Annotated in this window: 12 protein-coding genes; 9 read left to right on the top strand and 3 right to left on the bottom strand. The window is 71.9% G+C overall.

The window, feature by feature from the left end; genetic code table 11:
- Nucleotides 1–33 precede the first annotated feature (33 nt).
- On the bottom strand, nucleotides 34–1548 hold the full coding sequence (locus tag Air01nite_RS25425) for an Nramp family divalent metal transporter (protein WP_203705794.1): 1515 nt from the start codon (nucleotides 1546–1548) through the stop codon (nucleotides 34–36).
- 109 nt (nucleotides 1549–1657) lie between these two features.
- Between Air01nite_RS25425 and Air01nite_RS25420 the strand changes: the two genes are divergently transcribed.
- The 5 genes from Air01nite_RS25420 (at nucleotide 1658) to Air01nite_RS25400 (ending at nucleotide 7356) form a co-directional block, all read left to right on the top strand.
- The gene (locus Air01nite_RS25420; RefSeq protein WP_203705793.1) at nucleotides 1658–3109 is read left to right on the top strand and encodes an FAD-linked oxidase C-terminal domain-containing protein; all 1452 of its coding nucleotides are present in this window, start codon (nucleotides 1658–1660) and stop codon (nucleotides 3107–3109) included.
- A complete protein-coding gene (locus Air01nite_RS25415; RefSeq protein ID WP_203705792.1) occupies nucleotides 3109–4218 on the top strand; it encodes an FAD-binding oxidoreductase in 1110 nt (369 codons plus the stop codon). Before Air01nite_RS25420 ends, Air01nite_RS25415 begins: the two co-directional genes overlap by 1 nt.
- Complete coding sequence (locus Air01nite_RS25410) at nucleotides 4218–5495, top strand: (Fe-S)-binding protein (RefSeq protein WP_203705791.1); 1278 nt, start codon at nucleotides 4218–4220, stop codon at nucleotides 5493–5495. The genes Air01nite_RS25415 and Air01nite_RS25410 overlap by 1 nt, the downstream gene beginning before the upstream one ends.
- Nucleotides 5492–7066, top strand: coding sequence for a malate synthase A (gene aceB / locus Air01nite_RS25405; RefSeq protein WP_203705789.1), 1575 nt, complete (start codon nucleotides 5492–5494; stop codon nucleotides 7064–7066). Before Air01nite_RS25410 ends, aceB begins: the two co-directional genes overlap by 4 nt.
- A gap of 83 nt (nucleotides 7067–7149) precedes the next feature.
- On the top strand, nucleotides 7150–7356 hold the full coding sequence (locus Air01nite_RS25400) for a hypothetical protein (RefSeq protein WP_203705788.1): 207 nt from the start codon (nucleotides 7150–7152) through the stop codon (nucleotides 7354–7356).
- Here the strand turns inward: Air01nite_RS25400 and Air01nite_RS25395 are convergent.
- Both Air01nite_RS25395 and Air01nite_RS25390 read right to left on the bottom strand, forming a co-directional pair.
- Nucleotides 7313–7678, bottom strand: a complete 366-nt coding sequence (locus tag Air01nite_RS25395; RefSeq protein WP_203705787.1) for a zinc ribbon domain-containing protein — start codon at nucleotides 7676–7678, stop codon at nucleotides 7313–7315. The two genes, Air01nite_RS25400 and Air01nite_RS25395, sit on opposite strands and share 44 nt — an antisense overlap.
- Nucleotides 7679–7839: 161 nt before the next feature.
- A complete protein-coding gene (locus Air01nite_RS25390) occupies nucleotides 7840–9264 on the bottom strand; it encodes a serine/threonine-protein kinase (protein WP_203705786.1) in 1425 nt (474 codons plus the stop codon).
- Between the two features lie 215 nt (nucleotides 9265–9479).
- Here Air01nite_RS25390 and Air01nite_RS25385 point away from each other — a divergent pair, with 215 nt between their 5' ends.
- The 4 genes from Air01nite_RS25385 to Air01nite_RS25370 all read left to right on the top strand — a co-directional run.
- Nucleotides 9480–11354 (top strand): M6 family metalloprotease domain-containing protein, encoded by a 1875-nt coding sequence (locus Air01nite_RS25385; RefSeq protein ID WP_203705785.1) that lies wholly within the window; start codon nucleotides 9480–9482, stop codon nucleotides 11352–11354.
- A gap of 103 nt (nucleotides 11355–11457) precedes the next feature.
- Nucleotides 11458–11943 carry a hypothetical protein gene (locus Air01nite_RS25380; protein WP_203705784.1) on the top strand — a complete coding sequence of 162 codons (486 nt, stop codon included), beginning with the start codon at nucleotides 11458–11460 and terminating at the stop codon, nucleotides 11941–11943.
- Between the two features lie 58 nt (nucleotides 11944–12001).
- On the top strand, nucleotides 12002–12688 hold the full coding sequence (locus Air01nite_RS25375) for a CPBP family intramembrane glutamic endopeptidase (protein ID WP_203705783.1): 687 nt from the start codon (nucleotides 12002–12004) through the stop codon (nucleotides 12686–12688).
- A 36-nt stretch (nucleotides 12689–12724) separates the two neighbouring features.
- Nucleotides 12725–14308: hypothetical protein (locus tag Air01nite_RS25370; RefSeq protein WP_203705782.1), on the top strand; the 1584-nt coding region annotated here is incomplete at its 3' end.

Below are 14308 nucleotides of genomic sequence, written 5' to 3'. Positions count from 1 at the left end.
TCCGCCGGTCGCCGCTCCCGGGGGTGGAGACGGTCAGAACACGACGAGGGGGTCGCCGAAGAAGTCGGCGATGAAGTTGACGAAGAAGAACCCGAAGAAGACGACGTTGATGCCCAGCAGCACGTAGTGCCACGGCCGCGGCCGGGCCGCCTTGGGCAGCCGGGCGTTGAGATACATCAGCATGAACGGATAGATCAGCGCGCCGAGGTTGGACATGTTGGCCGACCACTGCACGAGGTTGACCGGCACCGCGAGGTGCAGGATCACCGCGATGATCACCAGCAGCACCAGCATGAACGGGTAGTAGAACCGGCGCGGGTCGCCCTCCAGCAGGCGACGCAGCCGCGGGCTCGTGGCGTGCGCGGCGTCGGTGGTCACCCGGACCATGCCCTCGAAGATGCCGAGCTGCGTGCTGAACAGCACCAGCACGCCGAGGATCAGTGCGAGGTAGAACATCCACCGGCCGTATTCGGCGTCCAGGGCCGAGGCCACGAACGTCGGCACCGAGGCGGCCGTCGGCCGCTCGCCGGAGATCTCGACGGCGTGCGCCATCAGGATCGTCGGCAGCAGCATGCCGAGCATCGCGCCGATGAAGAAGACGCCCCACATGTCGGTGAGCAGCAGCCGGTACCAGCGCTTCCACCGCGCCGTGTTGGCCGCGTCGTCGGGGAACGTGACGCCGCTGGCCAGCAGCTCCTTGCGGTCACCGCGCAGGCCCGAGATGTAGCCCGTGCGGAAGCCCATGCCGTAGCCCTTGTCGCGGTAGTGGCCCATCACGTACCAGTTGAGCCCGGAGGCCAGCGCCGTGAAGCCGGCCAGGCCGCCGAGCTGGGTGGCGGTGATGCCCGCGGGCGGAGCCGCCGGGGTGAAGAAGCCGCGGATGCCCTCCCACCACAGGTCGAACGGCACCACGAACAGGTCGATCAGCAGCAGCCCGACCAGGATCGCGCTGACCATCAGCCAGTTGGCCAGCTCGAGCGCCCGGCTGATCCGCTTGGCCGCCACGGTGATCAGGAAGACCAGCAGGAGCAGGGCGATCGCCCAGATCCGCGGCTCCTCGGCCCCCGCGGGTGGCACGACGCCGTGCACGAGCGCGTAGACGCCCTGCCCGGCCGCGGCCGCCCAGCCGCCCGCGATGAACGCGAAGATGATGACGAAGACGGACAGCGGCACCCAGAGCTTGAAGCCGGGCGGCACCCGGCCCCAGCCGACCACCGGCGCCTCGCCGGTCGCCAGCACGTAGCGCGAGCACTCCACGTTGTAGAACGTCTGCAGCACGGCGGAGACCAGGATGACCCAGCCGACGCCGACGAAACCGTACTGGCCGACGGCCTGCGGCCCGAGCAGCCACTCCCCGCTGCCGATCGAGATGCCGAGCGCGATCAGGCTCGGCCCCACCGCATATTGAAAGAGCTCGCGGGGCCCGATCTTGCGGACCCCGAACACCTCCTCCGGGTCGGGCAGGTCGGCGACGGCGAGCGGTGGCCGGCTGACGCCGAGCTGCGCAGATCCGGGTGAATCGGGACGGACGTCGAACGTTTGATCCATGGCGCCTCCTTACGTGGAAGAGCCCCCGGGACAGAGATCCATCGTCGTCCATGGATGGTGGTCATCGCAACAGGCGCGATCACCGCCGTGCGGGCGTAAGGTCAGAGGGATGGACGGGCACGAACTGGTGGAGCGGCTCCGTCGCGTGGTCGGCGACCGCTGGCTGCTGCTCGACGAACACGAGCTGCGCACCTACGAGTCCGACGGCCTCCTGCAATACCAGCAGGTCCCGCGCCTGGCCGTGCTGCCCGGCACGGGCGAGCAGGTGCGCGCGTGCGTCGCCGCGTGCGCGGAGGCGGGCGTGCCCTGGGTCGCCCGGGGCGCGGGTTCCGGCCTGTCCGGCGGCGCGCTGCCGGTCAAGGACGGCGTGCTGATCGTGCTGTCGCGGCTCAACCGGATCCTCGAGGTCGACCTCGACAACGGCCGCGTCTGCGTCGAGCCCGGCGTCACCAACGCCGCCGTCTCCACCGCGGTCGCGCCGGACTTCTTCTACCCGCCCGACCCGTCCAGCCAGATCGTCTGCACGATCGGCGGCAACGTCGCGGAGAACTCCGGCGGCGCGCACTGCTTCAAATACGGCTTCACCACGAACTACGTGACCGGGCTCGAGGTGGTGCTGGCCGACGGCACGCTGGTCACCATCGGGGGCAAGGAGCTGGACCCGCCCGGGTACGACCTGCTGGGCGCGTTCGTCGGCTCCGAGGGCACGCTCGGGGTGGCCACGAAGATCTGGCTGCGCGTGGTGCCGGTGCCCGAGGCGACCCGTACCCTCGTCGCGTTCTTCGACTCGACCCGGCAGGCCGGTGAGGCGGTCTCGGCGATCGTGCAGGCGGGCATCGTGCCGGGCGCGATCGAGATGATGGACGCGACCACGATCCGGGCGGCGGAGGCGATGGCCCACGCCGGCTATCCGGTGGGCCGGGGCGCGGCGCTGCTGGTCGAGCTCGACGGCGCCGAGGCCGAGTGTGACGCGCAGTTCACGCAGGTCACCTCGATCTGTGCGGAGCAGGGCTCCGACGACGTGCGGGTCAGCCGCGACGAGGCCGAGCGGGCGCTGTTCTGGAAGACCCGCAAGGCGGCGTTCCCCGCGATGGGCCGGATCTCGCCCAACTACTTCGTGCAGGACGGCGTCGTGCCGCGCACCACGCTGCCGGACGTGCTGGTCCGGATCGACGAGCTGGCCGCCGAGTACGGCCTGACCGTCGCCAACGTCTTCCACGCCGGCGACGGCAACCTGCATCCGCTGGTCTGCTTCGACGCGGCCGTCGAGGGGCAGGCGGCCCGGGCCGAGGAGCTGGCCGGGCGGATCCTCGACATCTGCCTGGAGGCCGGCGGCTCGATCACCGGCGAGCACGGCGTCGGCGTCGACAAGCGCAAGCACATGGCCAAGATGTTCGGCGAGGGCGACCTGGCCGCGTTCCAGCGGCTGCGCTGCGCGTTCGACCCGGACGGGCGCGCCAACCCGGGCAAGGTGATGCCGACACCCCGGCTCTGCGGCGAGGTGCCGGGCGTCTATCGCCAGCATCCCCTCGAAGCGGCCGGCCTCGCGGAGCGGTTCTGATGACGACGGCGTCCGCGGTGCGTCCCGCTTCGACGGAGGAGGCGGCGTCCGCGCTCGCCGAGCTTTCTTCACCGGTACGGCCATTGGGGGCGGGCAGCCGCGCGGAGTGGGGCGGTCCGGACGCGCCCGGGGCGGTAACCGTCCACACCGGAGGGTTGGACCGGATCGTCGCGCACAACCCCGGCGACTTCACCGCGATCGTCCAGGCCGGCGTCCCGTTCGCGGAGCTGCAGCGGCACCTGGGCCGGGAGGGCCAGTGGCTGGCGCTCGACCCGCCGGACCGGGGCGGCACGATCGGCGGGCTGGTCGCCACGGCCGACTCGGGCCCGGCCCGGCACCGCTACGGCGGCGTCCGCGACCTGGTCATCGGCATCACCGTCGTGCTCTCCGACGGCACGGTCGCCCGCTCCGGTGGCACGGTCATCAAGAACGTCGCCGGATACGACCTCGGCAAGCTGTTCGCCGGCTCGTACGGGACGCTCGGCCTGGTCACCCAGGTGGCGCTACGGCTGCACCCGTTGCCGGCCCGCACCGCCACCCTGGTCGCCGCCATCGCCGACCCGGCCGCGCTGACCGCCGCGGTGCTCGCCATGTCCCGCCACCCGCTGGAGGCGATGGCGCTCGACGTGTCCTGGGCCGGCGGCACCGGCCGGCTGCTCGTCCGGTTCGGCGGCGTGACCGCGGCCGCCCGCGCCGCCGATGCGGCGAAACTGCTGCACGACGTGGACACCGACGTGGTCGTCGACGACGAGTCGATCTGGGCCGCGCAGCGCTCCGCACAGCGCGGCCCGGCGGTGGTCAAGGTCTCCGCCCTGCCGACCGACCTGCCGGCCGTGATCGCCGCGGCCGGCGACGCCACGGTCGTCTCCCGGGCCGCGCTCGGCGTCTCCTACCTGTGCTTCCCGGCCGGCGACGACCTCGCCGCCCGGGTGACCGCGGCGCGGGCGGCGCTGGCGCCGCGCCCGACCGTCGTGCTCGACGGTGCCCGGCTGGTCGAGGGGCCCTGGACGGCCCCCGACCCGGGCACCCTCGCGCTGATGCGCAGCGTGAAGGCCCGGTTCGATCCCGCGGGCATGTTCCGGCCCGGCACCTACGTGGGAGGCATCTGATGACCGACACCGCGTGGGACGCCCGCCGCCCGCCGGACCCGGAGCTCATCAAGGACTGTGTCCACTGTGGTTTCTGCCTGCCCACCTGCCCGAGCTATGCGGTGTTCGAGAACGAGATGGACTCGCCGCGCGGCCGGATCCTGCTGATGCGGGTCGGTCACGAGGATGCCCTGTCGGCGTCCATGGTGGAGCATTTCGACCGGTGCCTGGGCTGCATGGCCTGCGTGACCGCGTGTCCGTCGGGCGTGCAATACGACAAGCTCATCGAGCAGGTGCGGCCGCAGCTCGAGCGCAGCCCGTTGCGGTCGCGCACCGAGCGGCTGCACCGGGCGGCCATCTTCGCCCTGTTCACCCACCCCGGGCGGCTGCGGGCGATGGTGCCGGCGATCGCGGCGCAGGGGCGGCTGCGGCTGGCGTCGTTGTTCGGTGACCGCGCGCTGCGTACCCGGATCGGCGCTCTCCTCGCTCTCGCTCCCAAGGTCCCGATGCGGGCCGCGACCCAGCAGCTCGCGGTGGTCACGCCGGCCGCGACCGGTGTCGAGCCGCGCGGCGCGGTGGCGTTCATGCAGGGCTGCGTGCAGCGGGTGTTCTACGGCGACGTGAACGCCGCGACGGTCCGCGTGCTGGCCGCCGAGGGCTGGGAGGTGCACGCTCCCCGCCGGCCGCGCTGCTGCGGCGCGCTGCCGCTGCACTCCGGGCTGGAGCCCGAAGCGCTGAAACTGGCGCGGGAGACGATCGCCGCCTACGAGGGCTTCGACGCGATCGCCGTCAACGTGGCCGGCTGCGGCTCGGCGATGAAGGACTACGGGCATCTGCTGGCCGACGACCCGGCCTGGGCCTCGCGGGCGGCGGCGTTCTCGGCCAAGGTGCGCGACGTGCACGAGTTGCTCGACGCCCACCCGGCGCAGGCCACCCGGCATCCGGTGGAGCTGCGGATCGCGTACCACGACGCCTGCCACCTGGCACACGCGCAGGGCGTGCGGATCCCGCCGCGGGCGCTGCTGCGCGGCATACCCGGCGTCACGCTGGTCGAACCCCGGGAATGGGAGCTGTGCTGCGGCTCGGCCGGCATCTACAACCTGCTCCAGCCGGACGCCGCCGCCACGCTCGGCAAGCGCAAGGCCGACAACCTCGCCGCCACCGGCGCCGACGCGATCGCCGCCGCCAACCCCGGCTGTGCGTTGCAGATCACCGCGCACCTCGGCCGCGACCGTACCGTTCCGATCTACCATCCGATGACCTTGCTGGACGCATCCATCCGAGGAGTCGCGCCATGACGCTGCGCCCCGTCGACCATTCCGACCTGAGCGAGCGCGGCCGCGCCGAGATCCTCTCCGCCGAGGCGTTGGCGTTCCTCGGTGAGCTGCACGACCGGTTCGACGCGCGGCGCCGCTCGCTGGTCGAGGCCCGCCGCGACCGGCCCGCGCCGGCCGACTTCCTGCCGGAGACGGCGGAGGTGCGCGGCGGCGACTGGCGGGTCGTGCCGCCCCGGCCCGACTACGCCGACCGCCGGGTGGAGATCACCGGGCCGACCGACCGCAAACTGGTCATCAACGCGCTCAACTCGGGCGCCAAGGGGTTCATGGCCGACTTCGAGGACGCCAACAGCCCGACCTGGAGCAACCAGGTCGAAGGGCAGGTCAACCTCGTCGACGCGGTACGCGGTGCGATCACCTACGACTCCTCGGACGGGCGGCACTACGCGCTGCGGGAACAGGTCGCGACGCTGCTGGTCCGGCCGCGCGGGTGGCACCTGCCGGAGAAGCACCTGGTCTCGGCTTCCGGCGACCGCGCGTCGGGCTCGCTGGTCGACTTCGGGCTGTTCGCGTTCCACAACGCGCAGGCGTTGCTCGACCGGGGCAAGGCGCCCTACCTCTACCTGCCCAAGATGGAGCACCACCTCGAGGCCCGGCTGTGGAACGAGGTGTTCGTGTTCACGCAGCAGGCGCTCGGGCTGCCGCACGGCACGTTCCGCGCCACCGTGCTGATCGAGACGCTGCCCGCCGCGTTCCAGATGGACGAGATCCTCTTCGAGCTGCGCGACCACTCGTACGGCCTGAACGCCGGCCGCTGGGACTACATCTTCTCGATGATCAAGTCCTACCGGGACAACCCCGCGTTCGTCCTGCCCGACCGGCTCTCGGTGACGATGACGGCGCCGTTCATGCGCGCGTACACCGAGCTGCTCGTGGCCACCTGTCACAGGCGCGGCGCGTTCGCGATGGGCGGCATGGCGGCGCTGATCCCGTCGCGCACCGACGCGGCCGCCAACGCGCGCGCGGTCGACGCGGTCCGGGCCGACAAGCGGCGCGAGGCCGGTGCCGGTTTCGACGGCACCTGGGTCGCCCACCCCGACCTGGTGCCGGTCGCGACCGAGGAGTTCGACGCGGTGCTCGGCGACAAGCCGAACCAGATCGACCGGCAGCGCGACGACGTCGCGGTCAAGGCCGGCGAGCTGCTCGACGCGGCCGCCACACCGGGCGCGGTCACCGAGGCCGGGCTGCGCAACGACGTCAGCGTCGGGTTCCGCTACATCTCGTTCTGGCTCTCCGGGCGCGGCGCGGCCGGCATCAACAACCTGATGGAGGACGCGGCCACCGCCGAGATCGCCCGATCGCAGCTATGGCAGTGGATCCGGCACGGCGCGACCCTCGACGACGGCCGCACGGTGACCCGGTCGCTTGTGTCTTCCGTGCTGGACGAGGAGATGGCGAAGATCCGCGTCGAGGTCGGCGAGGACGTCTGGCACAAGGGCCGCCCGGACGAGACGAAGGCCGTGTTCACCGAGGTCACCCTCGGCGAGACGATGCCGGAGTTCCTGACCCTGGGTGCCTACGAGCGGCTGTAACCGGGCTCGCGTTTGCCGCACCGCATAGATCGGGTATCAGGCCACACCCGCGCAACGCGGGAACAGTGGACCTGGGAGGAACTGTGCGCACGACCGGGATCGGTGGATTGATAGTCGTGATCTGGCTCGTCATCGGCGCCATCGCGGCGGGGCAGCGCGGCTACTTCAGCAACGACGACACCAACTGCGCCGAGGCCAGCAACACGATCGTCACGATCATCGCCGGGCCGCTGAACTACTTCGGCGTCAACCCGAAGGTCGACTGCGACCTTCCGCAGCCGTCGCGGTAGGGGCGACCTCGGCCCAGCGGATCACCGGCCGGGTCCAGTCGGCACCCACGGTGACACCGCGCAGGTAGGTGTCGACCAGGTGGGCCTCGTCGCAGAGGCGCACCGGGTCGGCCCGGCCGGTCGACCGTCGCCGGTCGTAGACCCGGCCGAGCACCAGGACGTCGAGCTCGTCGGCGGGCACGGCCCGGCTGCACCGGCAGATGTACCGCCGGAGCCCCCGGATCGTCTCGGCGGTCATCTCGGCGCCGCAGGTGCCGCAGTGGACACGTCCATTCAAGAGCCCGCGGGTGACCGCGGGCTCCTGCGTCGAATCGGTTCCCATCGGTGAACAGGCTATTCACCCGGCGTTCACCGTCACAGTAGGCCGCCGCAGCGATGGCAGTAAGTCGCCCGATCGCGTCCGCACGGCCGGTCGGTGACGCCGATCAAACGAGCCCAAACGGGTTCTGACCAGGCGCAACTTGCAAACCGAACTTGCCGTTCCTACCCCGCGGGCGGGTTGGTCGGCTCCTCGGTCGGCGGGTTCGTCGGTGGGTTCGTCGGGGGGTTCGTCGGCGGCTGCGTGGTCGGCGGGTCTTCGTCCTCGTCCGGCGTCGGGCTGGCCGGGGTGGTCGGCTTCGTGGTCGGCGGCGGGGGGTTGTTGCGGGGCGAGCTGCTCCGCGTCCGCGCCGGGCTGGTCAGCGACGGCCCCGGCGAAACCGTGGGGACCTCCTCGGTCGCCTCGGTCGGCGCGGCCGGCTGCGACGGCAGGTCGGTGCCGCTCGGCTGGTTGTTGCCCGGGTTCATCAACGCGATCACCATGACCACCGCGGCGACGCCGATCAGGGCCGCGGCGACGATGCCGGCCCGGTGGGTGGTGCTCAGCCGCTTGCGGCGGCCGGGCCCCGGTGCACCCGGCGGTGCCGCCGGGACCGTGCCGGTGCCGGCCGATCGTGGGTCACTGCCGGCGAACGTGTCGCGGAGGCCGACGCCGGCCGATCCGGGCGCGTACCCGGGCCGTGGCCTGGTCGTCGCCGGTCCACCGGCGAGCAGCGCGGTCGCGGCCGTCCGGTGCAACGCCGTGGCGGTCTCGGACGGCGACGGGCCCATGGCGGCCTCGGCGATCTGGGCCATCGCCGCCGCGTTCTTGAACCGGTCGGCGGGCTCCTTGGCCATCGCGGTCGCCACGACGGTGCGCACCGCGGGCGGCACCTCGTCCGGCAGCGGCGGCGGCTCCTCGTCGAGGTGCGACAGGGCGATGGTCAGCGCGTTGTCCCCCATGAACGGCGGATGCCCGGCCAGGCAGTGGTACGCGACCGCGCCCAGCGCGTAGATGTCGGTGGACGGCGTGATCTTGCTCTTGGCGACCTGCTCGGGCGCCATGTAGAGCGCGGTGCCGACCAACTCGTCGACGCCGGTCAGGCTGGCCGCCTCGGCGGACCGGGCGACACCGAAGTCGACCAGCACGACCTGGCCGTCCGGCCGGACGATCAGGTTGCCCGGCTTGACGTCCCGGTGCACGACGCCGGCCTCGTGGGCGGCCTGCAGCGCGTGGGCGGTCTGCGCCACGATCGCCATGGTCTCGGCCGAGCTGAGCCGCTCCTGCTCCTTGATCCGCTGGGACAGCGGCTGGCCGTCGACGAAGCCCATCACCAGGTACGCGACCGGCTTGTCGTCAGGGTCGGTGCCCTCGCCGTAGTCGTAGACGTCGACGACGCCGGGGTGGCGGAGGGTTGCCATGGTGCGCGCCTCGCCGCGGAAGCGGGCGCTGAAGCCGGGGTCGCCGACGGCGCGGGGATGCAGCACCTTCACGGCGACGGTGCGGCCGAGGACCTGGTCGATGGCACGCCAAACCTCACCCATGCCGCCACTGGCGATGGGCTCCTCCAGCCGGTAGCGCCCGCCAAGCGCGTCTCCGGGATTGAGCATCATGCCTCCGTACCCCGTGTTGCGAGGTGTTACGCCCCGCCAGGGGAAGACCGTGCCCTCCACCCCGCGCAACCTTAGCGGCAGGGTGCCGGCGCGCAGGGGGCGCGGGGGTACAGCGTTTCCGTCCTCGACCGTGTCACGATGTCCGATCCGTGACTGCCGTCCCGTCCGCCCAGGTCTAGCGTCGGTCCGTCCACGGGTGAAGGCGGTGTCCGGTGAGTGCGATCTTCGGTGAGACCCTGCGTTTCCAGCAGCGCGAGGGCGACGACGTGCCCCTGGTGGTGCTCGGCGACGAGATGTACGCGCGCTACGAGACGGCGGACGGCTACACCGCTGTCTACGACGAGGCCGAAGGCGCCTACTGCTACGCCGACGTGGACGCGGGCGAGTTCGCGTCGACCGGCACCCGGGTCGACGCCGGCCCGCCCCCGTCCGGTGTCCAACGCCACCTGCACGAGGCCGCCGAGGTGCGCAACAACCGGGTGAAGGCCCGGCACGAGGCGATGGTGCCGCCGGGGGAGGCGGCCGGCGGGCGCGAGAAGTTCCTGACCTTCGGGCCCAGCGGTGGGCTGCTGCCGGGGCGGCGTCTCAGCTCGGGCACGGTCACGGGGCTGACGATCCTGGTCGACTTCCCGGACACCGCGGCCGCGGTCGGCACCGCCGAGGTCGACGCGCTGCTCAACGGCACCGGCTACGCCGGCGGCGGCAACGCGGGCTCGGTGCGCAACTACTTCCAGTCGATGTCGACCGGGCGGCTCGACTTCGGCAACGTGGTGGTCGGTCCGTTCCGGATGAGCCGCCCGCGGTTGGCCTACGCCAACACCGAGGGCCTGCTGGTGCCCGAGGCGATCCAGCTCGCGGTCGACTCCGGGGTCGACCTGTCGCGGTTCGACTCGCTGGGCGAGGGCATCGTCGACTCGCTGTGCATCATGTACGCCGGCCAGACCGAATACAAAGGCGACCTGTGGCCACACAACTTCGTGCACCGCAAGGAATACAACGGCGTGCGCACGGAGCTCTACATCGTCACCAGCGCCGGCCGGCGGGCCGAGGACCTCAGCATCGGCACGTTCTGCCACGAGGCCGGCCACATGCTCTGCCGGTTCCCGGACCTCTACGACTACGGCCTCGCCGAGCGCGAGGGTGACGACTTCAAGAGCGCCGGGGTCGGCATGTACTGCGTGATGGGCGCCGGGAACCACCTCGACCGGGGGCGCACGCCGGCACCGGTCTCCGCCTACCTCCGCCACCTGGTCGGCTGGGCGGGCACCGAGGTCGACCTCAACGTCGGCGGGCGGTTCGAGGCCAAGCAGGGCGACTACGACACGGTGCTGCGCTGGTCGACCGGGCTCGACAACGAATACTTCCTGGTCGAGAACCGGTCGCGGGCCGGGTTCGACCAATACCTGCCGTCCAGCGGGCTGGCCGTCTACCACTGCGACGTTCGGGGCTCCAACGAGTTCCAGCAGGGCACGCGCGAGCAGCACTACCAGTGCGCGGTGCTCCAGGCCGACGGCCACCTCGACCTCGAGTCCAACACCAACCAGGGCGACGGCGGCGACCTGTTCGGCCGGGTCGAGGGCACGGCGGTGTCGCACGGCACGCGGCCGGCGACCAGGCGCTGGGACGGCAGTGAGTCCGGCTTGACCATCTCCGACGTCAGTGCGCCCGGCCCGGTGATCAGCTTCCAGGTCGGCGAGGTCGGCGACGCCGGTGCGACGGTGGTCGGCAAGTCCGAGCCGCGGGTCTCCATTCCCGACGGCGGTTCCGGCGGCGTGGCCGACACGATCACGTTCGACTCGCCGGGCACCGTCCGGTCGATGACGTTCGAGGCTGACATCACCCACCCGTTCGCCGGCGACCTGCGGATCGTGCTGCTCTCGCCGACCGGGCGCCGGGCGGTGCTGCACGACCGGGTCCGCACCGGCCGCAACCTGCACCTCGAGCTCGACACCGAGCCGCCGTCGGCGCTGGCGCCGATGGTCGGGCAGCCGGTCGCGGGGGAGTGGTTGCTGCGGGTGACGGACGCGTCACCGGACGACGCGGGCACGCTCGACCGGTGGCGGATCGAGATCACCGTGGGCACATAGCTGCTTGTCCGTATTTGCCAGGAAATTCATAGCTGATCTCAATGTTGCCCTCAGCGGGATAACGCAGAGTGCTCCGAGTCCCCTACAACTTGGAGCGAGACCCATGCGAGTACCCAGGAAGTTTGCGCTGCTCGGCGCCGGTGCTGCCGGCGTTCTGGCGATCGGCGTCAGCGTGCCGGCCTTCGCGGCGGCCAATGACAGTCCGTCACCGGCGCCTTCCTCGTCCGCGTCCGCGCCCGCCAAGTCGGACCACGGCAAGGAGTGGCAGGACAAGGCGAAGCAGGCGCGCGAGGACCGGCAGCAGAAGCTGGCCGCGGCGCTGGCCAAGGAGCTCGGCATCGACCAGCAGAAGGTTTCCGACGCGCTGACCAAGGTGCAGAAGGACCTGGCCGGCGACGCCAAGACCGAGCGGGTCGACCAGCTCAAGGAGCGGCTCGCGACTGCGGTCAAGGACGGCAAGCTGACCCAGGAGCAGGCCGACGCGATCATCGCGGCCGCCGACAACGGCGTCCTTCCGGGCGGCGGCTTCGGCCCCGGCGGTCCCGGCGGCGGCGGTTGGCAGGGCCGCGGGGGTCACGACTGGAAGTGATCCGCTAAGCCCGCCGAACCCGCGCGCGACCAGTGCCAACCCCCCGACACTGGTCTGCGTGCGGGTTCGGTGGTTGTTGGCGGCGGTCGCGGTGCTCGGCGTCGCGAACTACGTCAACAACGTCGCGCTGCCTGGCGCGTACCCGTGGATCTCGGTCCCTTCGGTTCTGGTCCTGCTCCTGCTCGCGCGTGCGGCGGGCCTGACCGCCGCAGATCTAGGTTTGGCGCGGGCCACCTGGCGGCGCGGGCTGCGGTGGGGTGGCGTCGCCGCCCTTCTCGTGCTCGTCGTCTACCTGCTCGCCCTGGTCGTGCCGGCCGGCCGTTCGGCGTTCCTGGACCAGCGCGCCCACCTTTCGTTCGGCGGTGCCTTGTTCGCCGCGCTGGTCAGCGTGCCGGTCGGCACCGTGCTGCTGGAGGAGGTCGGCTTCCGCGGCGTGCTCTGGGGGATGGTCGCCCGGCTGCGGGGGCCGGTGTGGGCGACCGTCGTGTCGTCCGTCCTGTTCGGTGTCTGGCACGTGCTGCCGTCGATCGGGTTGGGTCGTCGCAACGCGGCGGTCGGCGACGTGTACGGGTCCGCGACGGCGTTGGTGACGGTCTCGGCGGTGGCCGCGACGGCGCTGGCCGGGGTGGTGCTCGCGGTGCTGCGCTGGCGGTCCGGGAGCCTGTTCGCGCCGGCCCTGCTGCATTGGGCGACGAACGGCCTCGGGTACGTGCTCGGGGCGGCGATTTGGGCTCTTTTCGGGTAATGCAGCGAACATCACTCATGTTTGATACGAAGAAGTGTGGGCGATCGCCTGGTGCGCTGGGGGCTCCCACGAGCCGCCAATGCCGTGCCCCTGCTGATGGAGTTCATCGTCACCGCGGTGGCGACGGTGCTCGCCATCCGATTCGCCCTGTTCGTTACCGGTTATCCGCAGCTGGGCGGCAGCGGGCTGCACATCGCGCACGTACTGTGGGGCGGCCTGTTGATGGCCGTCGGCGTGATGGGCCTGCTGTCGTTCAACGGGCGGGTGATCAGACCCATCGGGTCGTTCCTGGCCGGTGTCGGCTTCGGGTTGTTCATCGACGAGGTCGGCAAGTTCCTGACCAGCAACAACGACTACTTCTTCACCCCGAGCATCGCGATCATGTACGTGGTGATCGTGCTGCTCGTCCTCGGGATCCACGCCCTGCACGGGCGGCGGCCGCTGAGCCGGCGCGAGCTGTACTCGGCGGCCCTGAACACGGCCGCGGCCGGCGTGACCAACGGGATGACCGACCACTCCCGCGAGATGGCGCTGCGTCGTCTGAACGCCGCCCGTGACCTGCCGGGTGCGGCCGCGGCGGTCGCGCTGATCCAGCAGATCCCGTCGGGACGGGCGGAGAAGTACGACGTCAGCCAGATCGGCACGCGGGTCGCGCAGCGGATCCGGCGGACGCTGCGGCGCCGCGGCGCCATGATCACGACGATCGTGGTGCTGCTGCTGCAGACCGTGGTCACGCTCGGTTTCGCCCTGCTGATCGTGTCGGCGCTGCTCGCGCGGGAGGCCGGTGCAGATGTCACGCTCCGGTTCACCGACCCGGTGCCGACGGCGGTCGGCGGTGCCAGCGCGCTGGTGTCGGCGGCGTGCGTGGTCTGGGGCCTGGTGCGGCTGCGGCAGAAGCGGCGGGTGTCGGGTTACCGGTGGCTGCAGCGGGCGGTGTTGGTCGACCTGCTGTTGACCCGGGTGTTCGAGTTCGCCGTCTACCAGTTCGCCGCCATTCCGGCGCTGGTGATCGACCTGCTGCTGCTGGCCGCGCTGGAGTACGCGATCCGCAACGCCGTCCGCGACGAGGCGGCGGTGGACGACGGGTCCGCCGAGGCCGAGGAGGTGGGCCGGTGGTCGCCGGCGCGCACCGCGGCCACGGCGGGCGTGGGTCTTGGCGCGGCATCGTCGCCCTCCTTTGCCTTCGGCGGGTCGAGGTCCGGTGCCGGCACGCCGGCGGTCGCGGCGGCGTCGCTGGACGGCGGGCAGGCCGCTGCCGCGCCGTCGCCTGGCGCCTATCCCGGGCCGGTCGTGGTGGCGGCGTCGTCGGCTGGGCTGTCGGAGCCGGCACCGCTCGGTGGGTCTTCCGGTGTTGACGGGCCGTCGCCGCTGCCGTCGGCGCCGCCCGCGCTCAGCGGCCCGGCACCGGCGCCGTCGGTGCTGCCGGGGCCGCCGCCTGCGGGCGGATCGGATCCTTACTTCGCCAACCTGTTCGCGGCCTCCGCCTCAGCGGCGGGCGGTGGCGCGGGCGGCGGTTCCGCTTCGGGAGACGCCACGAATGGCGCCGGGCCCGACGGTCATGCCGGCGGTTCCGGATCCGACGGCGGCATGTCGGCCGATGCCCGCGGTAGTGCTGGGTCC

The organism is Asanoa iriomotensis (assembly GCF_016862515.1).
In the GTDB taxonomy this organism is placed as follows: Bacteria; Actinomycetota; Actinomycetes; order Mycobacteriales; family Micromonosporaceae; genus Asanoa; species Asanoa iriomotensis.
This window is presented reverse-complemented; position numbering and strand designations above follow the sequence as displayed.